At 65.0% G+C, this 23,602-nt stretch carries 24 protein-coding genes; 16 read left to right on the top strand and 8 right to left on the bottom strand.

The features are described from left to right. Positions 1 to 67: 67 nt before the first annotated feature. The 5 genes from WN72_RS23385 to WN72_RS23405 all read left to right on the top strand — a co-directional run bounded on the left by WN72_RS23385 (position 68) and on the right by WN72_RS23405 (position 5,128). Positions 68 to 340 (top strand): hypothetical protein, encoded by a 273-nt coding sequence (locus tag WN72_RS23385; RefSeq protein ID WP_027557883.1) that lies wholly within the window; start codon positions 68 to 70, stop codon positions 338 to 340. Between the two features lie 217 nt (positions 341 to 557). Next, positions 558 to 1,778 (top strand): LL-diaminopimelate aminotransferase, encoded by a 1,221-nt coding sequence (locus WN72_RS23390; RefSeq protein WP_027557884.1) that lies wholly within the window; start codon positions 558 to 560, stop codon positions 1,776 to 1,778. Between the two features lie 30 nt (positions 1,779 to 1,808). Further along, on the top strand, positions 1,809 to 3,125 hold the full coding sequence (locus WN72_RS23395) for a homoserine dehydrogenase (RefSeq protein WP_027557885.1): 1,317 nt from the start codon (positions 1,809 to 1,811) through the stop codon (positions 3,123 to 3,125). Positions 3,126 to 3,263: 138 nt separating this feature from the next. Beyond that, positions 3,264 to 4,265, top strand: a complete 1,002-nt coding sequence (gene glpX / locus WN72_RS23400; protein ID WP_027557886.1) for a class II fructose-bisphosphatase — start codon at positions 3,264 to 3,266, stop codon at positions 4,263 to 4,265. A 143-nt stretch (positions 4,266 to 4,408) separates the two neighbouring features. Continuing rightward, positions 4,409 to 5,128, top strand: coding sequence for a haloacid dehalogenase type II (locus tag WN72_RS23405; RefSeq protein ID WP_092216260.1), 720 nt, complete (start codon positions 4,409 to 4,411; stop codon positions 5,126 to 5,128). 19 nt (positions 5,129 to 5,147) lie between these two features. Here WN72_RS23405 and WN72_RS23410 read toward each other — a convergent pair whose 3' ends face one another. Continuing rightward, on the bottom strand, positions 5,148 to 6,023 hold the full coding sequence (locus WN72_RS23410; RefSeq protein ID WP_167380824.1) for an ABC transporter substrate-binding protein: 876 nt from the start codon (positions 6,021 to 6,023) through the stop codon (positions 5,148 to 5,150). An 88-nt stretch (positions 6,024 to 6,111) separates the two neighbouring features. Between WN72_RS23410 and WN72_RS23415 the strand changes: the two genes are divergently transcribed. Then, entirely contained in the window at positions 6,112 to 7,038 is a 927-nt protein-coding gene (locus WN72_RS23415) for a LysR family transcriptional regulator (RefSeq protein ID WP_167380825.1), read from the top strand. Positions 7,039 to 7,072: 34 nt separating this feature from the next. Here the strand turns inward: WN72_RS23415 and WN72_RS23420 are convergent, their stop codons facing one another. Further along, complete coding sequence (locus WN72_RS23420; protein WP_092216367.1) at positions 7,073 to 7,687, bottom strand: TetR/AcrR family transcriptional regulator; 615 nt, start codon at positions 7,685 to 7,687, stop codon at positions 7,073 to 7,075. 262 nt (positions 7,688 to 7,949) lie between these two features. Between WN72_RS23420 and WN72_RS23425 the strand changes: the two genes are divergently transcribed. Both WN72_RS23425 and WN72_RS23430 read left to right on the top strand, forming a co-directional pair. Then, the gene (locus tag WN72_RS23425; RefSeq protein WP_092216263.1) at positions 7,950 to 9,152 is read left to right on the top strand and encodes an efflux RND transporter periplasmic adaptor subunit; all 1,203 of its coding nucleotides are present in this window, start codon (positions 7,950 to 7,952) and stop codon (positions 9,150 to 9,152) included. 5 nt (positions 9,153 to 9,157) lie between these two features. Beyond that, the gene (locus WN72_RS23430; protein ID WP_092216264.1) at positions 9,158 to 12,301 is read left to right on the top strand and encodes an efflux RND transporter permease subunit; all 3,144 of its coding nucleotides are present in this window, start codon (positions 9,158 to 9,160) and stop codon (positions 12,299 to 12,301) included. Positions 12,302 to 12,386: 85 nt separating this feature from the next. Here WN72_RS23430 and WN72_RS23435 read toward each other — a convergent pair whose 3' ends face one another. The 4 genes from WN72_RS23435 to WN72_RS23450 all read right to left on the bottom strand — a co-directional run bounded on the left by WN72_RS23435 (position 12,387) and on the right by WN72_RS23450 (position 15,557). After that, positions 12,387 to 13,073 (bottom strand): alpha/beta fold hydrolase, encoded by a 687-nt coding sequence (locus tag WN72_RS23435; protein ID WP_027557892.1) that lies wholly within the window; start codon positions 13,071 to 13,073, stop codon positions 12,387 to 12,389. A gap of 166 nt (positions 13,074 to 13,239) precedes the next feature. Beyond that, on the bottom strand, positions 13,240 to 13,656 hold the full coding sequence (locus WN72_RS23440) for a cupin domain-containing protein (protein ID WP_092216265.1): 417 nt from the start codon (positions 13,654 to 13,656) through the stop codon (positions 13,240 to 13,242). Between the two features lie 46 nt (positions 13,657 to 13,702). Next, positions 13,703 to 14,446 (bottom strand): SDR family oxidoreductase, encoded by a 744-nt coding sequence (locus WN72_RS23445; protein ID WP_092216266.1) that lies wholly within the window; start codon positions 14,444 to 14,446, stop codon positions 13,703 to 13,705. Between the two features lie 178 nt (positions 14,447 to 14,624). Further along, positions 14,625 to 15,557, bottom strand: coding sequence for a LysR family transcriptional regulator (locus WN72_RS23450; protein WP_027557895.1), 933 nt, complete (start codon positions 15,555 to 15,557; stop codon positions 14,625 to 14,627). 102 nt (positions 15,558 to 15,659) lie between these two features. Here WN72_RS23450 and WN72_RS23455 point away from each other — a divergent pair, with 102 nt between their 5' ends. From WN72_RS23455 to WN72_RS23465, 4 genes are all read left to right on the top strand, one after another. After that, entirely contained in the window at positions 15,660 to 15,986 is a 327-nt protein-coding gene (locus tag WN72_RS23455; protein WP_092216267.1) for a hypothetical protein, read from the top strand. 16 nt (positions 15,987 to 16,002) lie between these two features. After that, positions 16,003 to 16,302, top strand: a complete 300-nt coding sequence (locus WN72_RS46975) for a hypothetical protein (protein ID WP_244553747.1) — start codon at positions 16,003 to 16,005, stop codon at positions 16,300 to 16,302. Beyond that, entirely contained in the window at positions 16,299 to 16,475 is a 177-nt protein-coding gene (locus WN72_RS46980) for a hypothetical protein (RefSeq protein WP_244553748.1), read from the top strand. The genes WN72_RS46975 and WN72_RS46980 overlap by 4 nt, the downstream gene beginning before the upstream one ends. A 290-nt stretch (positions 16,476 to 16,765) precedes the next feature. Beyond that, complete coding sequence (locus WN72_RS23465) at positions 16,766 to 17,524, top strand: sulfite exporter TauE/SafE family protein (RefSeq protein WP_027557898.1); 759 nt, start codon at positions 16,766 to 16,768, stop codon at positions 17,522 to 17,524. Positions 17,525 to 17,540: 16 nt separating this feature from the next. Here WN72_RS23465 and WN72_RS23470 read toward each other — a convergent pair whose 3' ends face one another. After that, positions 17,541 to 18,830, bottom strand: a complete 1,290-nt coding sequence (locus WN72_RS23470) for an adenylate/guanylate cyclase domain-containing protein (RefSeq protein WP_092216268.1) — start codon at positions 18,828 to 18,830, stop codon at positions 17,541 to 17,543. Between the two features lie 224 nt (positions 18,831 to 19,054). Here WN72_RS23470 and WN72_RS23475 point away from each other — a divergent pair, with 224 nt between their 5' ends. After that, positions 19,055 to 19,546: a cupin domain-containing protein gene (locus WN72_RS23475; protein ID WP_092216269.1), complete on the top strand. Its 492-nt coding sequence runs from the start codon at positions 19,055 to 19,057 to the stop codon at positions 19,544 to 19,546. Between the two features lie 55 nt (positions 19,547 to 19,601). Here WN72_RS23475 and WN72_RS23480 read toward each other — a convergent pair whose 3' ends face one another. Further along, positions 19,602 to 20,264: a GntR family transcriptional regulator gene (locus WN72_RS23480; protein WP_092216270.1), complete on the bottom strand. Its 663-nt coding sequence runs from the start codon at positions 20,262 to 20,264 to the stop codon at positions 19,602 to 19,604. Between the two features lie 118 nt (positions 20,265 to 20,382). Here WN72_RS23480 and WN72_RS23485 point away from each other — a divergent pair, with 118 nt between their 5' ends. Genes WN72_RS23485 through WN72_RS23495 form a run of 3 tightly spaced genes read left to right on the top strand, consistent with a single transcriptional unit; the run spans position 20,383 to position 23,484 of the window. Then, positions 20,383 to 21,177 (top strand): enoyl-CoA hydratase/isomerase family protein, encoded by a 795-nt coding sequence (locus WN72_RS23485; RefSeq protein ID WP_027557900.1) that lies wholly within the window; start codon positions 20,383 to 20,385, stop codon positions 21,175 to 21,177. Positions 21,178 to 21,186: 9 nt separating this feature from the next. Further along, a complete protein-coding gene (locus WN72_RS23490) occupies positions 21,187 to 22,440 on the top strand; it encodes a CaiB/BaiF CoA transferase family protein (RefSeq protein ID WP_092216271.1) in 1,254 nt (417 codons plus the stop codon). A gap of 51 nt (positions 22,441 to 22,491) precedes the next feature. Continuing rightward, positions 22,492 to 23,484, top strand: coding sequence for a Bug family tripartite tricarboxylate transporter substrate binding protein (locus tag WN72_RS23495; protein ID WP_092216272.1), 993 nt, complete (start codon positions 22,492 to 22,494; stop codon positions 23,482 to 23,484). Positions 23,485 to 23,602: the final 118 nt, after the last annotated feature.

The raw sequence follows: 23,602 nt of genomic DNA on the forward strand, positions 1-23,602 counted from the left end.
AGCTTGGGCGTGGTGTCGGGTAGGCTTGCCCGAGGCCGTGCTTTGGGACGAGTAGGGGATTTCCCAAGTGTTGGCGTTTAGGGACCTGCAAAAGTCGCTACGGATCTGTGGCGCGCTGAGCGTGGCATTTGTGCTTGCCGGCTGCTCGAGCCAGCTTGCCGATCTCACGCCCGCGGATGCGCAGGCGCATCCCAAGGAGCCCGGCAGCTATCTGCCGGTACACGACCTGCCGCCGGATCGCGACCAGGCGGTCATTCCGCCGGAGCAGCGCGCCAAGATCGAGGCCGAACTCGCCGCCGCCCGCGATCGCCAGGCCACTGCTGCCAAGGATGCGAAATAGCGCAGCGCAAGGTAATCGCTGGCGCCCCCGTCGTGCCGTGCTAAAAGACCTCAGTTCAGCCGAGAGTCAGGGCGAACGACTTCAGCCACCATCGTCGAAAATTGCTCTAAGTATTTGATTTTGAGTGATTTGCGCGAGAGGGGCGGGGCGCCTTTCGAAGGCGGCCGCCATGGCCTGTCGATTCTGTCCTGACCGGTTGCCCGGAGCCCAGAGAGCCATGGAAGAATTTTACCGCATTCGCCGCCTTCCGCCTTACGTGTTCGAGCAGGTCAACCGGGCCAAGGCGGCCGCGCGGAATGCCGGCGCCGACATCATCGACCTCGGCATGGGCAATCCGGATCTGCCGGCGCCGCCGCACGTGCTGGAGAAGCTCAAGGAGACGCTCGGCAAGCCGCGCACCGACCGCTACTCGGCCTCGCGCGGCATCCCCGGCCTGCGTCGGGCCCAGGCCGCCTATTACGCCCGCCGCTTCGGCGTGAAGCTCAACCCCGACACCCAGATCGTGGCGACGCTCGGCTCCAAGGAGGGCTTTGCCAATGTGGCCCAGGCGATCACCGCGCCGGGCGACGTCATCCTGTGTCCGAACCCGAGCTATCCGATTCACGCCTTCGGCTTTTTGATGGCGGGCGGCGTGATCCGCTCGGTACCCTCCGAGCCGACGCCGCAATTCTTCGAGGCGGTGGAGCGGGCGATCGTGCATTCGATCCCCAAGCCGCTGGCGCTCGTCGTCTGCTATCCGTCGAACCCGACCGCCTATGTCGCGAGCCTCGACTTCTACAAGGACCTCGTCGCCTTCGCGAAGAAGCACGAGATCCTGATCCTGTCGGACCTCGCTTATGCCGAGGTCTATTTCGACGAGAACAACCCGCCGCCCTCGGTGCTCCAGGTGCCCGGCGCGATCGACGTCACCGTCGAGTTCACCTCGATGTCGAAGACCTATTCCATGGCCGGCTGGCGCATGGGCTTTGCGGTCGGCAATGACCGCGTGATCGCGGCACTCGCGCGCGTCAAATCCTACCTCGACTACGGCGCCTTCACGCCGGTGCAGGTCGCCGCGACCGCCGCGCTGAACGGCCCTGATGATTGCATCAAGGAGATGCGCGACACCTATCGCAAGCGCCGCGACGCGCTGGTGGAATCGTTCGGCCGGGCGGGGTGGGAGATCCCGCCGCCGGAAGCCTCGATGTTCGCCTGGGTGCCGCTGCCGGAGGCCTTCCGCAGTGTCGGTAGCATGCAGTTCGCGACCCTGATGGTGGAGAAAAGCGGCGTCGCGGTCTCGCCCGGCGTCGGCTTCGGCGAGCATGGCGAAGGGTATGTCCGCATCGCCATGGTGGAAAACGAGCAACGGATCAGGCAGGCCGCGCGCGGCGTGCGCCGCTTCCTTGAAAGCGGCATCGAAACGTTGCACAACGTGGTTCCGCTCGCCAATCGGCGCTAAGCTTCTCTTCGGCAGGTTTTCTAAGACATCATGGTTGCACCCCTGAAAGTGGGCATAGCGGGGCTCGGCACCGTGGGCGCCGAAGTTGTCCGTTTGATTGAAACGCAGGCCCGTGTGCTCGCGGGCCGCAGCGGCCGCGGTATTCGCGTCGTCGCCGTCACCGCGCGCTCGAAGGCGAAGAAGCGCGGCGTCGATCTGCGCGGCGTCGAATGGGCCAGGGATCCGATGGCACTCGCCACCCATCCTGAGGTCGACTGCTTCGTCGAGTTGATGGGCGGCGCCGGCGATCCCGCGCTCTCCGCGGTCGAGGCCGCGCTGGCCGCCGGCAAGTCGGTCGTTACCGCCAACAAGGCGCTGCTCGCCAAGCACGGCATCAAGCTGGCGAAAGCCGCTGAAACGCACGGCGGCGCGCTGAATTTCGAGGCAGCGGTCGGCGCTGCGATCCCTGTCATCAAGACGTTGCGCGAAGGTCTTGCCGGAACCGGCATCAGCCGCGTCTACGGCATCCTCAACGGCACCTGCAATTACATTCTGACCCGGATGGAGCAGGAAGGCCTGTCCTTCGCCGAATGCCTGAAGGACGCGCAGCGGCTCGGCTATGCCGAGGCCGATCCGTCCTTCGACGTCGACGGCCATGACACCGCGCAGAAGCTCGCGATCCTCGCCAGCCTCGCTTTCGGCACGAAAGTTGCTCAAAGTGCGGTGTATGTCGAAGGCATCTCCTCCATCGCGCCGGAAGATCTTCGTGCCGCCGCCGATCTCGGTTACCGGGTCAAGCTGCTCGGCGTTGCCGTTCGCACCGCCAAGGGCATCGAGCAGCGCGTGCATCCGACCATGGTTCCAAAATCCTCCTCGATCGCGCAGGTGATGGGTGTCACCAATGCGGTCACGATCGATGGCGAGGGCATTCCGCCGATCACGCTGGTCGGCCCCGGTGCGGGCGGTGCTGCCACCGCATCCGCCGTCGTCGCCGACATCGCCGACGTCGCGCGCGGCATCCGCGCCAACCCGTTCGGCCGGCCGATCGCGCAGCTCCACGACACCAAGAAGGCGCCGATGGAGCGTCACGAGGGCGGCTATTACATCCGCCTCCTGGCGCGCGATTTCCCGGGCACCGCGGCTGCGATCGCGACCCGGCTCGCGGAGCAGAAGATTTCGATCGAGTCGATCGTGCAGCGCCATCCCAATGGCGGCGCTGCGCCCAGCGACGGCAAGGCGGTCCCCGTGCCCGTCATCCTGATCACCTATGCCACGCATGAGGACGCCGTGCGCCGCGCGCTCGCCGCCGTGCAGAAGGACAAGGTGATCAGCGGACGGCCGCAGGTCATACGGATTGAGAAGAACTAGAGCATGACCCGGAAAGATGTGAAGCGGTTTTCCGAAAAGGTCATGCTCAAACAATGACACGGTTCGAACGAACTGTGGGTGTTACGAGTTGATGCGGACAGGGCGTCCTGTCCAAAACTGTTTCGAAGGAGTTAGCCGATGTCGACCCATATTGAAGTCCCTCCGCACGCATTGCTCGAGCGCATTCTCACGCTGGAGATCGTGCGGGTGACGGAGCGGGCGGCGGTGTCCTCGGCGCGACTGCGCGGGCACGGCAACGAGAAGGCGGCCGACCAGGCCGCGGTGGACGCGATGCGGCGCGAGCTCAACAAGCTGCCGATCCAGGGCACCATCGTGATCGGCGAGGGCGAGCGCGACGAGGCGCCGATGCTCTATATCGGCGAGCAAGTCGGCCTCAAGGCCGGCCCGCAGGTCGACATCGCGGTCGACCCGCTCGAGGGCACCACGCTGTGCGCCAAGAACATGCCGGGCTCGATCGCCACCATGGCGATGGCCGACGGCGGCACGCTGCTGCATGCGCCCGACGTCTACATGGAGAAGCTCGCGATCGGTCCCGGCTACGACAAGGGTGTTGTCGAAATTGATGCCTCGCCCGCCGACAACGTCCGCCGCCTCGCCAAGGCCAAGGGTGTCAAGCCCGAAGGCATCACCGTTCTCGTGCTCGACCGTCCGCGTCATGCCAGCATCATCGAAAGCGTGCGCTCGACCGGCGCTGCGGTGCGCCTGATCACCGACGGCGACGTCGCCGGCGTGATCCACTGCGCCGACCCCGACAACACCGGCGTCGACATGTATCTCGGCACCGGCGGTGCGCCGGAAGGCGTGCTCGCGGCCGTGGCGCTGCGCTGCATCGGCGGCCAGATGCAGTGCCGCCTGATCCTCGATTCCGACGAGAAGCGCGAGCGCGCTGCCAAGATGGGCGTCAACGATCCCAAGATGATCTACGGCATCGAGGACATGGCGCGCGGCGACTGCCTGTTCGCCGCCACCGGCGTCACCACGGGCTCGCTGCTCTCGGGCGTCAAGTTCCGCAAGGACGGCGTGATCGAGACCGAGACGGTGGTGATGCGCTCCGTCACCGGCACCGTGCGCTACATCAAGGCCGAACACCGCGAGCTCGCGAAGTTCCATCTGGACTAAGTCCTCTGACGTCATTCCGGGGCGACGGGACCGCGCAAAGCGCGGCCCGGAGAACCCGGAATCTCGCGCCACAACTTCTGGATTCCGGGCTCGCGACTTCGTCGCGCCCCGGAATGACAACAAGAACAACAGAGGAAGCGCACATGTCCGATCTCACCGCCGTCAAAGCCCTGGTCTTCGACGTGTTCGGCACGGTCGTGGACTGGCGCACCAGCCTAATCACCGACTTCATGTGGTGGGCGAAGGGCCGCGGCATCAGCGCCGACTGGACCGCTCTGGTCGACGGCTGGCGCGGCATGTACGTCGCCTCGATGGACGACGTGCGCAAGCATCCCGAGCGCGGTTATGTCATGCTCGATGACCTGCACCGCCGCTCGCTGGAGAAGTTGGTCGAGAAGTTCGAGATCAAGGGCCTCACCGACGCCGATCTCGACCATCTCACCAGGGGCTGGCACCGCCTCAATCCCTGGCCTGACAGCGTCGCCGGCCTGACGCGTCTGAAGACCAAGTTCGTGATCTCGCCGCTGTCGAACGGCAACGTCGCGCTGCTCACCAACATGGCGAAGTACGCTGGCCTGCCGTGGGACCTCATCATGTCGGCCGAGCTGTTCGAGCACTACAAGCCCGATCCCGAGACCTATCTCGGCGCGGCAAAGCTGCTCTGCCTTAAGCCGCAAGAGGTGATGATGGTCGCCGCCCACAACGGCGATCTCGCCGCCGCGCAGAAAAACGGCCTGAAGACCGCGTTCGTGGCGCGGCCGACCGAGTACGGCCCGCTTCAGAAGGTCGATTTCGAAGCGACCGGCAACTGGGACATCGTTGCCAGGGATTTTGGCGGGGTCGCTGACAGGCTGGGGTGCTAGGACAGCGGAACGCCCGCTCTCAAATCCTCCCGAACGCGACCGTGGCCTTGTCGTAGGTGCCTTCGCCCATCGTGCCGTCCTTGAAGATGCCGTGCTTCGCGATCCAGTCGAACGACTGCTCGTAGATCTCGCGAGAATAGGGTTCGAACACGATCCGCTCGCCCGGACCCCAGCGTCTGGTGTCCATGGCCGCGTGAAAGCGCTCCGGAAATTCGTTCTTGTAGTAGCGGGTGTAGAGCTCCGGACGCAGGTCGATGTCGCGCTGGGCCTTCTTCAGGGCGCGGAAATAGCGCTTGATGTCCTCGGGCGCCGGATCGCCGTTGATCATGGACGCGATCATGAACGTCGTGTCGATGACCTTGCGATAGCCGAGCTGCTCGGCGAAATAATAGGGGCCGTTGAACAGCGCGGCCGCCTCGCTCTTGCCCTCGAACAACAGCTCCATGCGGCGGAACAGCATGCCGTCCTCGAAGGTCAGGTTGATCTCGCCGGGCGCCAGATACGGTTCGAGCGCCTGGATCGTCGAATAATGGCTGCCTGACTGGAAGCCGACCGAGATCGGCACGCCGGCGAGATCCGACGGTGTGCGGATCCTTGAATCGGCCGGAACGAAGATTCCCGAAGGCGCGACCGAGTAGACGTCGGCGTAGAGCTTGGCGTGGCCGTTCGAGGCCGCGACATTGACGGTCCAGTGGCAGGCGCAGCTGACGTCGGCCTTGCGCCCCTTCTCGATGCTCTGGAACGCGCCTTCATTGACCTTGTTGTGGTGCTGGCCCTCGGTCGAGCGGATCAGCTCGCGAAATTCGTAGTCGAGCCCTTCGTCGCGAAAATAGCCTTTCTCCTCGGCCACCCATTCCTGCAGGCGGAAATGAGACTCGATCACGAATTTGGTCATGGCGTCCTCCATGTTCGCGTGGCCGTTCGATTGACTGCAGGATAGCAAACGGCGAAGCTCGATCCATGGCCGCAAGGGAATGTTTCATATGTCGAAAATGGAATCTTCCGGGATCGACTTCCGCGACTTGCGCGTGCTCGATGCATTGATCCGCGAGGGCAGCATCACGCGCGCGGCCGCGAGCCTCGAGACCACGCAGCCGGCGATCAGCAAGCTCCTGGCAAGATTGCGGCTGCGCTTCGACGATCCCTTGTTCGTGCGACGTGGCACCGGCGTGCAGCCGACGGCACGCGCCGTCGAGATGGCCGCCCAGGTCCGCGCCCTGCTCGAGATGGCCGACCGGTTATGGCAGGAGCGGTTGCCGTTCGATCCCGGGAAATCCGAGAAGACTTTCAGCCTGCTTTTGACCGACGTCGGCATGGTGCGGTTCCTGCCGCCTTTGGTGGCGCGCCTCGCCGAACTCGCTCCGCGGGTTCAGCTCCGCGCCATGCCGCTCGATTCCCGGCACTTCGCGCTCAAGCTGGAGGCGGGGGAGGCGGACCTTGCGCTCGGCGCCTTGCCGCGCGCGGCGGGGCATCTTCGCTCGCAGCGGCTCTATTCGGACGGCTACGCAAGCGTCGTGAGGCGAGGCCATCCGAGGCCGGCAGAGGCGCGCACGCGACGGGGATTTCTCGAAGAGAAGCATATCGTGATCACGGCGTCCGAGACCGGGCATGCGGCCCATCTCGAGACGCAGCGCGTGCTGACGCGCGCGATCGCGCACACAAATATCCTGTTGCAGGTGCCGAGCTTCATCGCGGGCGCGATCGTCGCCTCGCAGACGGATGGGGTCGCGACCTTGCCCGCCAATCTCGCCGCCATCGTCGCCGAGCCGCTCGGAATGACGGTGTTCAGGACACCGATTGCGCTACCGCGGATCGAGATCGCGCAATATTGGCATGAGCGCTACCATCGCGATCCCGCCCACCGCTGGCTACGATCGGTCACGCTCGACCTGTTCGGCAATCGCGCCTGACAGGAGAGAAGAGAAGCGCCGACGCGGTCGCGGTTCAGGATCGCGCCGGCGTTACGCTGCCGGGCGGACGGTCAGCTTCAGCGCCATCCTCCGCCGCACAGAACGTCGCAATCGCCAGGTCGATCCGCCGGTCCACCGCGCGGCGGTTGAGGCGAAAGCCGGTGTCGGTCAGCAGCCTGAAATGATCATGGCCGAACACCATGCCGAACAGCATTTCGGCGACCAGGCGCAGCGGCACGTCCTCGAAACGGGGCTCCAGGCGGATAGTCCTCAGCAGCTCGACGATATGCTGCGTGCCGCTCTCCATGATGACCTCGGCAAACATGCGCCCCAGCTCCGGCGAGGCCTGACGTTCACCGATGATCAAACGCTGCAGCGCGATCTCGCCCGGCGATAGCGCCACGTCGGCGGCCTCTCGGAGCATGTTGCGAAGCCGGGTCACTGGCGAGCCTTCCGAAGGCGCGTCGGCGTAATCGGCTTCGGGCAGGCTGCGCAGCAGCATGGCGCGAAAGAGTTCGGTCTTGCTCTCGAACAATTTGTAGAGCGTCTTCTTCGACATGCCCGCAGCGCCGGCGATGTCGTCCATAGTGGTCGCGGCAAAACCCTTGCTGGTGAAGGTGTCCTTCGCGGCCGCCAGCAATTGCACCATGCGCGCATCCGGAGCGGGAGGACTCCGTTCCGGCGCGGCATCGCTGCTGGCGTGCCTGCGATTCGCCGATGTTTTCGCCATCCAAAACCTGCCGCCAAATCCGAGCCGCTTCACGACTGCTTGAACGCAACGATGCGCGCAGCCTAGCACTTGACTTTGGGAAAGGAAACTACCAAGTTTCCACATGGAAACTGAGGAGTTTCCGGATGTTTCCGCGCGCGGTGCCCGGAAGGGGCCGCAACCTCACCCATGGATCGTCATCATGCGCCCCCCGATCGCCCGTGCTGTTCCGTTGATTGCCCTGCTGCTTGCAGCCTGCGGGGACCAGAGCCAGCAAGCCGGGCCTCCACAGATGGTGCCGGAGGTCGGCGTCGTGACCTTGAAGCCGCAGGAAGCGAAGATTTCGACGGTCCTGCCGGGACGCGTCGTCGCCTATCAGGTCTCCGAGGTCCGGCCGCAGGTCACCGGCATCCTGCTCAAGCGCGACTTCGTCGAGGGCGCCGAGGTGAAGGAGGGCGACCTGCTCTATGAGATCGACCCCGTTCAGTACAAGGCAGGCCTTGCGAGCGCGGAGGCCGCGGTGCAGCGGGCCGAGGCAACGCTGGTCAGCGTCAAGCTGAAGGCTGCGCGCAAAACCCAGCTTTTGCAGACCAACGCCGCCAGCCAGCAGGACGTCGACGACGCGGTCGCTGCCTACAAGCAGGGCGAGGCCGATCTGAAGGCGGCCGAGGCCAACCGCGACACCGCTGCGATTTCGCTCGACCGCACCAAGGTCACCGCCTCGATCTCGGGCCGGATCGGCAAATCGACCATCACGCCCGGTGCGCTCGTCACCGCGAGCCAGGCCACCGCGATGACGACGATCCAGCAGCTTGACCCGGTCTATATCGATCTCGACCAGTCGACCTCCGAGATGGAGCGCCTTCGCAACCAGATTGCGAGCGGCCGTCTCAAGCGCCCGGCCGACGGCGTGCAGGTCGAATTGCTGATGGAGAGCGGCAAGGCCTATGGCCACAAGGGCAAATACGGTTTCACCGATACCAGCGTCAACGAGAGCACCGGCTCGGTCTCCTCGCGCGCGATCTTCGCCAATCCCGAGCGCGCGCTGCTGCCCGGCATGTATGTGCGCGCACGAATCGTCGCCGGCGTCGACCCTGCCGCGATCCTGGTGCCGCAGCGGGCGGTGTCGCGCAATCCGCTGGGGCAGGCGGTGGCGATGTTCGTCGACAAGGACGGCAAGATCCAGCAGCGCACGCTCGATCTCGGCGAGGACGTCGGCGGCAACTGGCTGGTGCGATCAGGCGCCAAGGCGGGCGATCGCCTCGTCGTTGACGGCACGCAAAAGGCGCGCCCCGGCTCGCCCGTGAAGACGGTGGAGGTCGTCGTCGATCCGGCAACCGGCCTCACGGTGAACCCGACCCAGCAGGCCGATGCGCGGCCCGTTCCCACCACAACCGAGCAATAATCATCATGTCGCATTTCTTCATCAAGCGGCCGATCTTCGCCTGGGTCATCGCCATCCTGATCATGCTGGGCGGCGTGCTCGCCATCATGCGCCTGCCGATCGCGCAATATCCGCAGATTGCCCCGACCGTGGTCACGATCACGGCGACCTATCCCGGCGCAAACGCCCAGACCGCCGAGAACTCGGTGACCAAGGTCATCGAGCAGAACATGACCGGCCTCGACCATCTGCAATACATGTCCTCGTCGAGCACCTCGACCGGCGTCGTGCAGATCTCGCTGACCTTCACCAACGAGGCCGATGCCGACATCGCCCAGGTGCAGGTCCAGAACAAGCTCCAGCTCGCGACCCCCTTGCTGCCGCAGGTGGTGCAGCAGCAGGGCATCAAGGTCGTGAAATCGTCGGCGAGCTTCTTGATGGTGCTGGGCTTCGTCTCCGCGGACGGACGGCTCGCCGCCAGCGACATCGCCGATTACGTGGCGTCTTCGGTCAACGATCCCATCAGCCGCGTCGCCGGCGTCGGCCAGGTGACGCTGTTCGGCGCCGAATATGCCATGCGCATCTGGCTCGATCCGGACAAGCTGACCAAATACAATCTGATGCCCGGCGACGTGATCGCGGCGATCCAGACCCAGAACACCCAGGTCACGGCCGGCCAGCTCGGCGGACTTCCGTCCGTCGGCGGCCAGCAGCTCAATGCCACCATCACCTCGCAGAGCCGCCTTCAGACCGTCGAGCAGTTCAAGGACATCATCCTGCGCACCGCGACATCGGGCCAGACGGTCCGCATCGGCGACGTCGCGCGCGTCGAGCTCGGCTCGAAGTCCTACGATTCCACGGCGCGCTACAACGGCAAGCCGGCGGCGGGCATGGGCATCAGCCTTGCGACCGGCGCCAATGCGGTCGCAACCTCCGAAGCGGTGAAGGCGCGCGTCGCCCAGCTCAGTGCCACCATGCCCGAGGGGCTTCGCGTGGTCTATCCCTACGACACCACGCCCTTCGTCAAGCTGTCGATCGAGAAGGTGATCCACACCCTGTTCGAGGCGATCGCGCTCGTCTTCGTCGTGATGTTCGTGTTCCTGCAGAGCTGGCGCGCCACCATCATCCCGACCATCGCGGTGCCGGTGGTGCTGCTCGGCACCTTCGGCGTGCTCTCGCTCGCCGGCTACTCCATCAACACGCTGACGATGTTCGCTATGGTGCTGGCGATCGGCCTGCTGGTCGACGACGCCATCGTCGTGGTCGAGAATGTCGAGCGCGTGATGGTCGAAGAGCATCTCGGCCCGCGCGAGGCGACTGAAAAGTCCATGCGCGAGATCACCGGCGCGCTGGTCGGGATCGGCGTCGTGCTCTCCGCCGTGTTCATCCCGATGGCGTTCTTCAACGGCTCGGTCGGCATCATCTACCGGCAGTTCGCGCTGACCATCGTCACCGCCATGCTGCTCTCGGTGCTGGTGGCGCTGGTGCTGACGCCGGCTTTGTGCGCCACCATCCTGAAGCCGCCAAAACATCACGGCAGCCAGCGCGGCTTCTTCGGCCTGTTCAACCGCGGTTTTGACCGCATGGCGGACGGCTACCAGCGCGCGGCGGGCGGCGCCATCAGGCGCGTCGCGGGCGTGATCATCGCCTTCGCGGCGATCGTCGCCGGCATGGTGTTCCTGTTTCAGCGGCTGCCGAGCTCGTTCCTGCCCGAGGAGGACCAGGGCACGATCATGACCCTGATCCAGCTTCCGGTCGGCGCGACCTCGGCGCGTACGCTCGAAGTCATCAAGCAGGTCGAGCATCAGTACCTCGACAACGAGAAGGATGCGGTGGAGGGCGTGTTCGCGGTCAGTGGCTTCAGCTTCGCGGGCCAGGGCCAGAATGTCGGGCTCGCCTTCGTCAGCCTGAAACCGTTCGATGAGCGCAAGCGTCCAGGCACCTCGGCGCAGGCCGTGGTCGGCCGTGCCATGGGGGCGTTCATGAAGATCCGCGACGCCATGGTGTTCGCGGTGTTGCCGCCGTCGATTCCCGGCTTCGGCAATGCCGGCGGCTTCGACCTCTACCTCCAGGACACCGGCGGCAACGGTCACGAGGCGCTGATCCAGGCCCGTAACCAGCTGCTCGGCCAGCTCGCCGCAGACAAGCGGGTCGTGCAGGCGCGGCCGAACGGGCAGGACGACACGCCGCAATTCGATCTCGACGTCGATCAGGCCAAGGCCACTGCGCTCGGCGTCAACCTCAACGACCTCAACACCACGCTGTCGGCGGCCTGGGGCGGCGCCTATGTCAACGACTTCATCGACCGCGGCCGCGTCAAGCAGGTCTATGTGCAGAGCGATGCGCCGTTCCGCATGGACACCAGCGACATCGGCCGCTGGTATGTCCGCAATGCTTCGGGCTCGATGGTGCCGTTCTCGGCGCTCGCCACCGATCGCTGGAGCTTTGGCTCACCGCGCCTCGAACGCTACAACGGCGTTGCCGCCGTCGAGCTCCAGGGCCAGGCGGGGCAGGGCATCAGCTCGGGCGTCGCCATGCAGGCGGTGGAGGAGCAGATGGCCAAGCTCCCCAAGGGCTACGGCCATGAATGGACCGGCCTGTCGTTCCAGGAGCGGCTCACCGGCAGCCAGACCCTGTACCTCTATTCGATCTCGCTGCTGATCGTGTTCCTCAGCCTCGCCGCACTCTATGAGAGCTGGTCGGTGCCGTTCGCGGTGATGCTGACGGTGCCGATCGGCGTGCTCGGTGCGCTGCTCGGAGCGACGTTGTTCAACCAGGCCAACGACGTCTATTTCCAGGTCGGCCTGCTCACGACGATCGGCCTCGCTTCGAAGAACGCGATCCTGATCGTCGAATTCGCGCTGGAGCAGATCGCGGCCGGCCGCGGCCTGGTCGAGGCCACGCTGCATGCGGCGCGCCAGCGCCTGCGTCCGATCCTGATGACCTCGCTCGCCTTCATCCTCGGCGTGCTGCCGCTGGCGGTGGCGACCGGCGCCGGCTCCGCCAGCCAGAACGCGGTCGGCATCGGCGTTGCCGGCGGCATGATCGCGGCAACCGTGCTCGGCATTTTCTTCGTGCCCGCGCTGTTCGTCCTGGTCCGCAAGATTTTCCCGGGCAAGCAGACGGATGCAGCCGAAAATCCCGTCGCCGTTGCGGCGCCCGCGGAATAGATCACAGGCCCGGCAGACACGCGCCGCCGGGCCTGATCTTGAAAGCTATGATCGCATCCGCATCGGGCCGGCAGCGGCGCCGATATCAGCTTTTGGAGACCGCGCTCACAGCCTTGCGGATCACGTCCAGGACCACGTCCGGCTTCGACAGCATGGGGACGTGGGACGAGGTGACTTCGGTCACCGTCGCATTCATGCGCTTCGAGACGGAGCGCTGCAGCTCCGGGTGAACCGTCTGGTCCTGGGTCGCGAGCACATACCAGCTCGGCTTGGATTTCCACGCCGTGCCGTCGACCTTCTGGTTGAAGAGATCTGCCACCGGCGCGCCTTGCGTCGCATACACCAGCTTCTGCTCGGCCTCGGGCAGGTCTCCGGCAAAATGCTTGACGCCGCTTGGCTTCAGCCAGATGCGCCCTTGCGGCGCATCGAGATGGCTGAACACCTCAGTCGTCGGAAACTTGGCAAGCTGACTCTGCGAGGTTTCATCGGCATCGGGGGCGAGCGCGGCGATGTAGACCAGCGCGGCCACCCGCGGATCAGTTCCGGCGTACGTGATCAACGTGCCGCCATAGGAGTGGCCGACGAGGACCACTGGCCCTGGAACGCGGCCAAGACATGCCGTCACCGCGGCGACGTCGGTTGCGAGTGAATCGAGGCCGTGCTGGCTCGCCATGACTTCATGACCTTCGGCCTGCAATTTCGGGATCAGCTTGCCGAAGCACGATCCGTCAGCCCAGAGGCCGTGTGCGAAAACGATGCCGGGTTTGGTCATGATGGTCTCCGTTGGCTGCTTGAGGGCGAGCGCATGTGCGCGTGAAGCGTGGAGCAGGGGAGCTTCACGCTAACGCGCCATCAATTCAGCCGACAGAGGGGGCTAGGGATAATCGGGCGAACGCGAAATTGCGGCCGAGCGGGCGTGGCGGCCCTCGGCCCGCGCTCTACTTCGCCATCGGCATCACCAGTTCCGTGTCGGCTGTATCCAGCACGAACACCGCGAGCAGCTTCGCGGGCTCGCTATCACTGGCATTGGCGCTGACGGCATGACGGTCGCCGGGCCGTTCGGAAAAATTCTCGCCCTTGCGATAGACCTTGGCGGGGCCGTCATTGACTTGGCTGCGGATCGCGCCTTCCAGCACGGTGGCATAGATGAACGCGGAGCGCGGGTGCATGTGGGCCGGCGAGGAGCCGCCAGGACCATATTCGACCAGCACGCCCTTCATGCTCTTGCCCGGGACGTTGGGCAGCGTCTGGTCGAAAACGACCGTGATCTTCGCAGGCGACGCTGCCGTCTCGGCTGCATGGGCCGCCATGAAAGTCGCGGCATAAACCGCGGCTGCGATCAGCAATCTGCGCATGGGTAGTCCTTCATTGTGGTTGCAGTGGCCGCGGGATCGCGGATGCTCAGGCCGTCGCCAGCCATGTCGCGAGCGACGTTTTCCCGAGACGTGCCTCGCCGAGCGGGACCAGCGAAGTGTCCGCGATGGGAGAGCCATAATATCCTGCCTTCGCGTCACCCACGACCGGACGGCTGTCGCCGGCCGCTTTCAGACGGCGCGCAACGAACTCGTTGAAGGGCGCCTTTTCAGGTCCCGCGATATCGATCGTGCCGTTCAACGGCCGGCCCGTTGCGACCTCGGCGAGGGCAGCGGCCACGTCGTCGGATGCGATCGGCTGGAACGCCGCCGATGGGACGACGATCCGGCCTTCGGCCGCGCCCGACTCCGCGATGGCGCCGAGGAATTCGAAGAACTGGGTGGCGCGCACGATCGAGTAGGGGACCGACGATGCCTTGACGATGGTCTCCTGCGCGAGCTTGGCGCGGAAATAGGCGATGTCGGGCGACCGATCCGTGCCGACGATCGACAGCGCGACGTGATGTTTGACGCCCGCTGCGGCCTCTGTCGTCCCGAGGTTCTTGCTCGATCGCTCGAAGAATTCGAGCACGGCCGCAGGCTCCCAGGACGGCGCGTTGGCGACATCGACGACGACGTCGGCACCGGTCAGCACCGCTGCGAGGCCTTCCCCGGTCACCGCGTTCACGCCCGATTTTGGCGAGGCCGCCACCGCCTCATGGCCCTTTTGCTGCAGCTTCGCCACGAGCTTGGATCCGATCAATCCGGTCCCACCGATCACGACGATCTTCATGGCATGTCTCCTTGGCACTGCGTGAGCTTCAGATGACTAGGACAGCCGGCCTGACGCTCTCAAGCCGGTCTGCGTCATCTGGAAAGTATCTTACGCCAGATGCGACTGAGGCTCTTGCCTGGAACGGGCCAGCCTTGCCGAAAAATGCTCCAGACCGATGGTTCCGGACGGCGCCCGCTTAAAGCTCGGACGCGAGCTGCGCGACCTGTTCGCGCAGCCAGGTGTGAGCCGGATCGTGATCGTAAGAGGCGTGCCAGAGCAGCGAGACCGTGACGTCGCGCAGCTCGATGGGCAGAGGGCTGATGCTGAGCCCCAGCTCGGTGGCAAAGCGGCGCGCCAGCCGCGAGTGTATCGTTACGATGACCGGCGCGCGCGCCACCAATGACGGCACGGTGAGAAAGCGCGGCGTGGTCAGGGCGACGGACCGGCGCAAGCCGAGCTTCTCCAGCGCATCGTCGACAATGCCCCGTGGATTGCGCGCGGGCCGCAGGCTGGTCAGCACATGCGGCAGCCGCACATAGTCGTCGAGCGAGATCGGAGGCTCGATCCCGGTCTTCTCGGCATCGAACATGCACACATAGCTCTCGCTGAACAGCTTGCGGCGCTTGTGGTGGAGCTGTCCCTGCTGGAATGCGTCAAAGCCGATGGCGAGGTCCATCTCGTCGGCATCGAGCTCGTCGAGCAGGCGCGAGGCGTCGAAATTGTAGAGCCGCAGGTGAATGCCGGGCGCGACGTTGCGCATGCGCGCCAGCAGCGCCGGCATGATCAGGACCTCCATGCTGTCAGGCAAGCCGAACCTGAACGTTCGCACCGCTGTTGCCGGATCGAAGGCCTGCTCGCGCGACACCAGCGCTTCGACCTGGGCCAGCATCGACTGCACCGGCTCGAGCAACGTCACCGCGCGCGGCGTGAGGCGCATGCCGTCGGGCCCCCGCGTCAGCAGCTCGTCGCTGAACAGCTCCCGCAGACGCGCGAGGTTGTGGCTCATCGCGGACTGGCCGATGCCGACCCGCGTTGCAGCCCGCGTGACGTTCCGCTCGGTGAGCAGCGCGCCGAGATGGACAAGGAGATTCAGGTCGATACGACCAAGATTGACAGCATCGATACCCATTATCGACCCCATCTGTTTGATCAATGATCTTAGCCTGCCCATGTCCTGCCGCAAGGGAGCAGGCGGACATCGCGCCCGCCGCCCAAACCAACGGAGGGTCGCATGTCGATCCGCAGCACACTTCTCGCAGCCGCCTTCACCATCGCTTCTCTGGGAGCCGCTCACGCCGCCGGGCTGAAGCCGATCGAGGGCAGCAGCATCCGTCTCGGCGAACTCACGGGCGTTGCCTATTACACCGTCGAGCCCGCCGGATTCCGCGTCGTCACCACGCTTGCGCAGGGCGAGGCCGGGACGCCGATCCGCTTCGTGTCGGTGCTGGCGTCGGGCCAGCGCGTCCTTCTCTCGACGCCGATGGAGGCAAGCGCGCTGGAGATCAGCCGGACCGGCGATCGGCTGACCATCCGCAATCCGAACGCGATCTCGAACTGAATCCCGGGAGCCGGCGATGTCCACGATCCGTCTGCATCGAACCACCACCTTGACCCCGGAGAGGTACATCGCCGCGCTCACCGATTTCGGTCCCGATCGCTCCCATGTGTTCAGCAACAGTGCCGATGAGTATCTCGAACTGCATCATCTCGGCCCGACGCGCGCCGACGTGACGGAAGGCTCGCGCGGTATCTGGGAGCGGTTGCATTACGACTGGTCCAACCCCAACCGCGTCGTGCTGACGACGATCGATCCAATGTGTGGGGCGGCGCGTCGGGCCACACCTACAATTTCACGCGGCGGCGCGACGGGATGACCGACATCGACGTCGTCGTCGTGCGCGAAGGCAAGAACCTCAAGGGCTGGATCCTCGGCCTCGTGCTCGGCACCATCGGCAGAGGCGTCCTCGAACGAGCGTTCGAGAACTCCGTCCAGGCGATCGAAAGCCGGAACGTCATTTCAGGTCGTTTCGGAAGAGCCGCCGTTTAGTCAAAAAGCCCGACCGAATTGCACCGAGTACAATGTTCTTATTGTACTGAGGTATGTATCGGCTCATAGTCCGGGCAATCAGAACATTGCACCGCGTTCGCCCGGGACTACGGAGCTCACGAAAATGACCGTCAGTTATCTCGACCTGTTTCTCGGATTCCTCGGCTTGGTGTTTGGCGTGCCCTCGGCGCTGCCCGGCCTGTTTTTCCGGAGCGAGGACACCTCACGCCGGCGGGCTTCGTAGAGAAAGCGAGGGGTGGGATCAGCCAAATCGTGTCGGAGATGCCGATATGGAATTGACGGTCACCACCATCCTCATCGCCTTCGCCGGCGTGTTCCTGATCTGCTTCATGAAGGGCGCCTTCGGCGGCGGCTTCTCCATCGTTGGCATTCCGCTGTTGTCCTTCGTGATGGACCCGGTGACCGCCGGCGGCCTGCTCGCGCCGTTGTTCATCGCGATGGACCTGTTCGCGCTGCGCTACTGGAAGCCGTCGACCTGGTCGAAGCCGGACCTCGCGCTGCTGCTGCCCGGGCTGCTGATTGGCATCGGGCTCGGCTATGGCCTGTTCCGCGTGCTCGACCATCGCGCCGTCGCGATCGTGATGGCGGTCGTCACCCTGGTCTTTGTCGGGCTGTGGTTCTTCAGCGATCCGAAGGTGATCATCCGCCCGCGCTCGAAGCCGAAGGCGGTCGCCGCCGGCCTCGCCTCTGGTGTCACGACCATGGTGGCGCATTCAGGCGGACCGCCGCTGGCGATGTATCTGCTGCCGCTCGGCCTCAGCAAGGAGGTCTATGCGGGGACGACGAGCCTGTTCTTCACCGTCGGCAACGCCACCAAGGCCGTGCCGTGGCTGCTGCTGGTGCGCCCCAGTGGCAACGTCTGGATCGTGATGGCGATCTGTCTGTTCGCCATTCCGGCCGGCGTCTGGCTCGGCTGGCGCCTGCACGGAAAGCTCGATCAGCAGCAGATTTTTCGCGCCTGCTACGGATTGCTCGTGGTCACTGCGCTCAAGCTGTTGTGGGACGGCGTCTCCGGCTATCTCGCCTGAGGGATACGCGCGCTGGTCAATTCGGGCCCAATCGCGAACCGCCGATGCGGTTGTATTCGGCAAGAAAATAGTCGTTTGGAAGATGGCCGTCGCTGTTGCGCGAGCATTCCTTCTTCAAGCCATTGAGAAAGAACATCTCGTGCGCGCGATGGTGTTTGGCTTCGATCGGGCCTCGCGGTTCCAGCTCGAACAGGCCATTGACGTGTCCTGCCACGGTCTCCGAGACGTTGATCCGTCCGACAACGCCGAAGGCTTCCATGAACCATGCGGTGTTGACCGCGTCGCCCCAGATATCGAAGGTCATCCTGCGGTTGCCGACGACACCAGAAATGACCGGCCCGGTATGGATGCCGATGCGCAATTGCAAGGCCTGGTCTCCGCTGGCCTGGCCCTGCGCCTCCAGATGGTCCAGCCGGACGCGCATCTCCAGCGCCGCCAGGCAGACATCGATCGGGTGGCGTCGATCGGGCGAAAGGACGCCGGCGACCGCCATGTAGGCATCGCCCATGGTCTTGACCTTCTCCAGCCCGTGTCGGGCGCCGATCTCGTCCAGGGTCGAGAAACAGCGATCGAGGAGGTTGATGAGCCGCGCCGGCTCGGTTCGTTCGGCGAGCAGCGTGAAGCCTTGGATATCCGCGAACAGGATGGTCGCGGACCGCGTGTATCTGGGCCGGACCCTGCCGCTGCGCCTCAGCTCGTCGGCGATCGGCGCCGGCAGGACATTGCGCAGCAGATCCTCGGCGCGCGCCCGCTCTGCGGCGGCCTCCAGTCGTGCCTGCTCCATATCCCTGATCGTCCGGCCGTACTCGATCAGCTTCCGGCGCAGCTCGAGTTGCGCCAGCACCTGACGGGACAGCATCCGGAGCGCCTCTGTCTGCTCGAATGACAGCCGCCGCGGCTCGAAGTCCATCACGCAGAGCGTGCCGAGCGCATAGCCCTCGTCGGTGATCAGCGGCATGCCGCAATAGAAGCGGCAGGGCGGCGTCAGCATGACCATCGGGCTGTTCTCGAAGCGCGGATCGGATTTCAGGTCGGGCACGACGAGCAGCTCGGCGCCGCAGATCGTCGTCGTGCAAACCGCGCTCGCGCGGGGCGCGTCGGTGACTTCGGCCGGCAGGCCGTATCTTGCCTTGAGCCAACGCCGCTCATCATCGATGAAGCTGATATAGGACACCGGGCAACCGCATATCTGCGCCGCAAGCTGGGTGATCTCGTCGTAAGCGGATTCCGGCGCGCTATCGACGATGTCGAGCGCGTGCAGGGCGGCCAGACGTTCAGTCTCGTTTGCGGCGGCCGGTGAGGGCATGCTGGTCTCCGCGTCTGGAGAACCTGAAAGGAGAATCCGAGACAGGCCTTCCGCTCATTTGGGAAGCCCCACAGGCGCGGCAAGTGGCGGCCGCCGTGGTGGGACGAGCGTGGTTCCATCATCACGCATCCTTGGCACGCGCTGGAAGGAACGTTGCGGCATCGGGCGGGTTCGCACCCGCTGCAAGTCAATGTGTCGCAACCCTATCCGCGGAGGGAACCGCCATGACCAGCAATATGACCAGTGATGTCGCGCAACCCCTGTTCCGCGCGCCGGGGACTGGACCTGCGCTCGACGTGCTCGGCGTGACACACAGCTACAAGGCGATGGCGAGCGAGACCGGTCAACAATTCTCGATATGGGAATCGATCGTGCCGCCGGGGCGCGGCGCACCGGCGCACACGCATAGCCGCGAGGATGAAGCATTCTATGTGCTGAGTGGCGAAGTGCTCATGGACGTCGAAGGCGCGGCCGATCCACTGCGTCTCGGCCCCGGCGCATTTGTCTTTGCGCCACGCCACCGGCGCCACGGCTATCGCAATGCCGGCACCGATACCGCGCGCCTGTTGGTGTTCGCGATGCCTGGCGCCGGCCTCGATCGCATGTTCGCTGCCTTCGCAGAGCTGGCGAAGCAGAACGGACGGATGCCGCCGATCCAGAGCGTCGCGCCAATCGCCGAGCAGCATGGCGTCGTGATCCATTCGTCGGCTGATTGAACCGCTGTTTGCCGGCGCGTTCGGCGCAGGTCAGGCTGATGCTCAAGCCTTTGCCTCACGCGATCTTCAGCGTGGGCTCGCTTGCGTCGGTTTCGGCAAAGCCGGCTTGCAAGACCTCCTCGCGCTTGTGCCGCAGATGGGCGCGCAGGATGTGGGCGAGGCCGGCGCCGTCGCGCCGCTGCAGCGCGTTCAGGATCGCCTCATGCTCCTTCACCGCCAGCGCCCAGCGCTGCGGTGTCGGCGTGACGTAGCGCGCGCGGCGGATGCGCGCGGTCACGGAGGCATAGACCGCCGCAAGCGCGGGATTTCCCGCCGCGGTGACGATGGCTTCGTGAATGGCCCGGTTGCCGCGATAGTACTGGATCAGATCGCCCTCGCGATAATGCCGCACCATCTCCTCATGCGCGGCAGCGATCTCACCGATCCCGGCATCGCTGATGCGCTCGCAGGCGAGCTCGCCGGCAAGGGCCTCCAGGCCTTGGCAGACCTCGAACAGATCGCGCATGTCCTTGTCGGTCAGTTTTGCCGCGCGCGAACCGCGATGCGGCAGCAGCTGCACCAGCCCCTCTGCGGCCAGCACCTTGAGCGCTTCGCGCAGCGGCGTGCGCGAGATCTGGAGCCGTTCGCACAGCTCGCGCTCCGGGATCCGCGCGCCCGGCGGGATCTCGCCATCGAGCAGGATGGCGCGGATGCGGCCGACAACCTCCTCATGCAGCATGGCACCTGCTCCACGGTTTGAATGCAAAAATGCAATTATGCGTCGAAATCTGGAAGTTCCAGCTTGATAATCGTAAATTTTGCATTCAAAAATGTAAAAAACAAGAGGATATGAGGAAATGGACCAGGCAGTGGAGGCAAACGACCTCGTTTTTGAATGCAAGGACGGCATCGGGCGGATTACCTTCAACCGCCCGCAGGCGCGCAATGCCTTCACCTTCGCCATGTACGAGCGCCTCGCGGCGATCTGCGAGGAGGCCAACCGCGATCAATCGATCAAGGTACTGGTGCTGCGTGGGGCCGGCGACAAGGCCTTCGCGTCGGGCACCGACATCAACCAGTTCCGCGAATTCAAGACGCCGCAGGACGCCATCGACTACGAGAACCGGATCGACCGGGTGCTCACCACGCTCGAGCAGTGCCGCGTGCCGACCATCGCCGCGATCAACGGCTTCTGCACCGGCGGCGGAGCGGGCATTGCCGCGGCCTGCGACCTTCGCATCGGGACGCGCAGCACGAAAATCGGATTTCCGATCGCGCGGACGCTGGGCAATTGCCTGTCGATGTCCAATGTCAGCCGTCTCACCGCGCTGATTGGCGCCGCCCGCGTCAAGGATCTGATCTTCACCGCGCGCCTCGTCGACGCCGCAGAGGCCGCGAGCGTCGGCTTGCTCGGCGAGGTCGTTGATGACATCGCAGTGCTCGACCAGCGCGCCGACGAGGTGGCCCTGCTGCTCGCCAGCCACGCGCCGCTGACGCTGACTGCCACCAAGCAGGCGGTCGCCCGGCTGCAAAAGCGGCTGACGCGGGACGAGGGCGAAGACCTCATCCTGATGTGCTACACGAGCCAGGACTTTCGCGAAGGGCTCGATGCTTTCCTCAACAAGCGCGCGCCGCAATGGCGCGGGCAATAGGACGCCCCGATGCAAAGCTCGCAATCCACCGCCCGCCGTTCCGGACCGCTCGCCGGCCTCAAGGTCATCGATCTCACTCACGTCATGGCGGGGCCGACCTGCACGCTGATGCTCGCCGACATGGGCGCCGACGTCATCAAGATCGAGAAATCGCCGAACGGTGACGACACCCGTCATTCGGTGCCGCCGAAGATCGGCGACGAGGCGGCTTCCTTCCTGATGATGAACCGCAACAAGCGCGGCATCGTGCTGGACCTCAAGACCGACGGCGGCAAGCAGGTGCTGCGGCGACTGATCGCCACCGCCGACGTGCTGGTCGAGAACTTTGCGCCCGGCGCCATGGAGCGCCTCGGCTTCGGTTACGAGGAGCTGCACAGGCAGCATCCCTCGCTGATCTATTGCTCGCTCTCGGGTTTTGGCCGTACCGGTCCCTACAAGCACCGCCGCGGCTTCGACCTCGTCGCGCAGGCCATGAGCGGCATCATGAGCTTTACGGGCGAACGTCCCGACGGTCCGCCCGTCAAGTGCGGACCGCCGCTGTCCGACATCACCGCCGGTCTGCTCGCGAGCATGGGCATTCTGGCTGCCTATACGCACCGTCTCAAGACCGGCGAAGGGCAGTGGGTCGAGACCTCGCTCTATGAGGCCGCATTGGTGCAGACCTATTGGCAATCCACGATCGCGCTCGCCGCCGGCACCGCGCCGCGCGCGATGGGCTCGGCCCATCCGCTCAACGCGCCTTATCAGGCCTTCGAAGCCTCCGACGGCTGGCTCGTTGTCGGCGGCGCCAACAAGAAGCACTGGCTGCTGATGCTGGAAGCGCTCGGCGCGAGCGAGCTCGCCGTCGATCCGCGCTTCGTCAACGGCTCGGACCGCATGGCGAATTTGAAGGAGCTCGAAGCGGTCCTGAGCGAGCGCTTCCGCACCGAGTCGCGGGCGCATTGGTTGGCGGCGCTGGACGAGAAGGGCGTGCCGTGCGGCCCCGTGCACGACATGCTGGAGGCGCTGAGCGATCCGCAGACGCTGGCGCGCGAGATGGTGGTCGAGGTCGAGCACTCCACGCTCGGCCCCGTCAAGACGATCGGTCTTCCCGTGAAGTTTTCGGAGACCCCAGGCAAAGTGCTGTCGGGCGCACCGGTCTATGGTGAGCATACGCGCGATGTGCTGGCTGAATACGGGTTCGACCCCAAGCAGATTGAAGCGCTCGAGCAAGAAGGCGCGATCGTTCTGGCATCAGGGAGGCGCGAGGAACGCGTCGCCTGACCGGACGTCGATACGACGGATCAAACAAAACAAAAGAAGCTGGAGGAAATCATGGGTCGGACATCAACGCTTCTGCTCTCTGTGGCTGTGGCCGCGCTCGCAGGCACGCCGGCGGCGTTTGCGGCGTGGCAACCGCAGAAGCCGATCGAGTTCGTGGCCACGGCAGGGCCGGGCGGCGGCACCGACAATCTCGCCCGCGCGGTGCAGAACATCATCACCAAGTACAAGCTGACGGAGCAGCCGATCGTCGTCGTCAATAAGGGCGGCGGCAGCGGGGCCGAGGGCTATGTCTACGGCAAGGCCTCCGCGGGTGATCCCTACAAGGTGATCTTCGGCACATCGAACGCCTGGCAGCAGCCGCTCGTCTCCAAGGTCGCCTTCAACTACACCGACCTCACCCCGATCGCGGCGATGGCGCAGGACGAGTTCCTGCTCTGGGTCAAGCAGGACGCGCCCTACAAGAATGCGGGCGACTACCTAAAGGCGGCCGCGTCGGGCGAGTTCAAGATGGGCGGCGCGCAGTCCAAGGACACCGACGAGGTGCTAACGCGCATGATCGAGAAGGCCGGCAAGGTCAAGCTGACCTACATCCCCTTCAAGAGCGGCGCCGAGACCGCTGTGCAACTCGCCGGCGGACACCTCGACTCCCACGTCAACAATCCCAGTGAAAGCGTCGGGCAATGGCGCGGCGGCACGCAGCGCCCACTTTGCGTCTTCAGCCCGAAGCGCCTGCCGCAGGGGCCGAAGGTCACGGCAAGCGAAGGCTGGAGCGATGTTCCGACCTGCGTCGAGCAGGGCCTCGACATCAAGCAATATGAGCAGCCGCGCACGGTGTGGCTGCCCGGCAAGATCACGCCGGACCAGGCCGCGTACTATGTCGACCTCATGAAGAAGGTGCAGGCGACGCCAGAATGGAAGGACTACATCGAGAAGACCTCCCAGGTCGACACGTTCCTGACCGGCGCCGAGTTCGACAAGTTCATCAAGGAGGACCTCGAGCACGTCAAGCAGGTCGCGGGCGAGCAGGGCTGGCTGGTGAAGTGAGGCGGGGCTCGTGCCACAATCTCCACCGTCGTCCCGGCGAACGCCGGGACCCATACCGCGTGATCTATCGAGGACGGTTGGTCGTCGTACCGACGTGGCTTCGAGTCTTCGTCAAACG

Source organism: Bradyrhizobium arachidis (genome assembly GCF_015291705.1).
Lineage (GTDB): Bacteria > Pseudomonadota > Alphaproteobacteria > Rhizobiales > Xanthobacteraceae > Bradyrhizobium > Bradyrhizobium arachidis.

What these genes read in the sequence shown, in the direction of transcription:
- WN72_RS23480 (WP_092216270.1), bottom strand. Translation starts at nt 20,264, where the DNA reads ATGCTGCATGAGGAGGTTGTCGGCCGCATCCGCGCCATCCTGCTCGAT.
- WN72_RS23490 (WP_092216271.1), top strand. Translation starts at nt 21,187, where the DNA reads ATGCAAAGCTCGCAATCCACCGCCCGCCGTTCCGGACCGCTCGCCGGC.
- WN72_RS23485 (WP_027557900.1), top strand. Translation starts at nt 20,383, where the DNA reads ATGGACCAGGCAGTGGAGGCAAACGACCTCGTTTTTGAATGCAAGGAC.
- WN72_RS23450 (WP_027557895.1), bottom strand. Translation starts at nt 15,557, where the DNA reads ATGGGTATCGATGCTGTCAATCTTGGTCGTATCGACCTGAATCTCCTT.
- WN72_RS23425 (WP_092216263.1), top strand. Translation starts at nt 7,950, where the DNA reads ATGCGCCCCCCGATCGCCCGTGCTGTTCCGTTGATTGCCCTGCTGCTT.
- WN72_RS46975 (WP_244553747.1), top strand. Translation starts at nt 16,003, where the DNA reads ATGTCCACGATCCGTCTGCATCGAACCACCACCTTGACCCCGGAGAGG.
- WN72_RS23405 (WP_092216260.1), top strand. Translation starts at nt 4,409, where the DNA reads ATGTCCGATCTCACCGCCGTCAAAGCCCTGGTCTTCGACGTGTTCGGC.
- WN72_RS23420 (WP_092216367.1), bottom strand. Translation starts at nt 7,687, where the DNA reads ATGGTGCAATTGCTGGCGGCCGCGAAGGACACCTTCACCAGCAAGGGT.
- WN72_RS23465 (WP_027557898.1), top strand. Translation starts at nt 16,766, where the DNA reads ATGGAATTGACGGTCACCACCATCCTCATCGCCTTCGCCGGCGTGTTC.
- WN72_RS23410 (WP_167380824.1), bottom strand. Translation starts at nt 6,023, where the DNA reads ATGACCAAATTCGTGATCGAGTCTCATTTCCGCCTGCAGGAATGGGTG.
- WN72_RS23440 (WP_092216265.1), bottom strand. Translation starts at nt 13,656, where the DNA reads ATGCGCAGATTGCTGATCGCAGCCGCGGTTTATGCCGCGACTTTCATG.
- WN72_RS23430 (WP_092216264.1), top strand. Translation starts at nt 9,158, where the DNA reads ATGTCGCATTTCTTCATCAAGCGGCCGATCTTCGCCTGGGTCATCGCC.
- WN72_RS46980 (WP_244553748.1), top strand. Translation starts at nt 16,299, where the DNA reads ATGACCGACATCGACGTCGTCGTCGTGCGCGAAGGCAAGAACCTCAAG.
- glpX (WP_027557886.1), top strand. Translation starts at nt 3,264, where the DNA reads ATGTCGACCCATATTGAAGTCCCTCCGCACGCATTGCTCGAGCGCATT.
- WN72_RS23455 (WP_092216267.1), top strand. Translation starts at nt 15,660, where the DNA reads ATGTCGATCCGCAGCACACTTCTCGCAGCCGCCTTCACCATCGCTTCT.
- WN72_RS23445 (WP_092216266.1), bottom strand. Translation starts at nt 14,446, where the DNA reads ATGAAGATCGTCGTGATCGGTGGGACCGGATTGATCGGATCCAAGCTC.
- WN72_RS23390 (WP_027557884.1), top strand. Translation starts at nt 558, where the DNA reads ATGGAAGAATTTTACCGCATTCGCCGCCTTCCGCCTTACGTGTTCGAG.
- WN72_RS23435 (WP_027557892.1), bottom strand. Translation starts at nt 13,073, where the DNA reads ATGACCAAACCCGGCATCGTTTTCGCACACGGCCTCTGGGCTGACGGA.
- WN72_RS23415 (WP_167380825.1), top strand. Translation starts at nt 6,112, where the DNA reads ATGTCGAAAATGGAATCTTCCGGGATCGACTTCCGCGACTTGCGCGTG.
- WN72_RS23470 (WP_092216268.1), bottom strand. Translation starts at nt 18,830, where the DNA reads ATGCCCTCACCGGCCGCCGCAAACGAGACTGAACGTCTGGCCGCCCTG.
- WN72_RS23475 (WP_092216269.1), top strand. Translation starts at nt 19,055, where the DNA reads ATGACCAGCAATATGACCAGTGATGTCGCGCAACCCCTGTTCCGCGCG.
- WN72_RS23495 (WP_092216272.1), top strand. Translation starts at nt 22,492, where the DNA reads ATGGGTCGGACATCAACGCTTCTGCTCTCTGTGGCTGTGGCCGCGCTC.
- WN72_RS23395 (WP_027557885.1), top strand. Translation starts at nt 1,809, where the DNA reads ATGGTTGCACCCCTGAAAGTGGGCATAGCGGGGCTCGGCACCGTGGGC.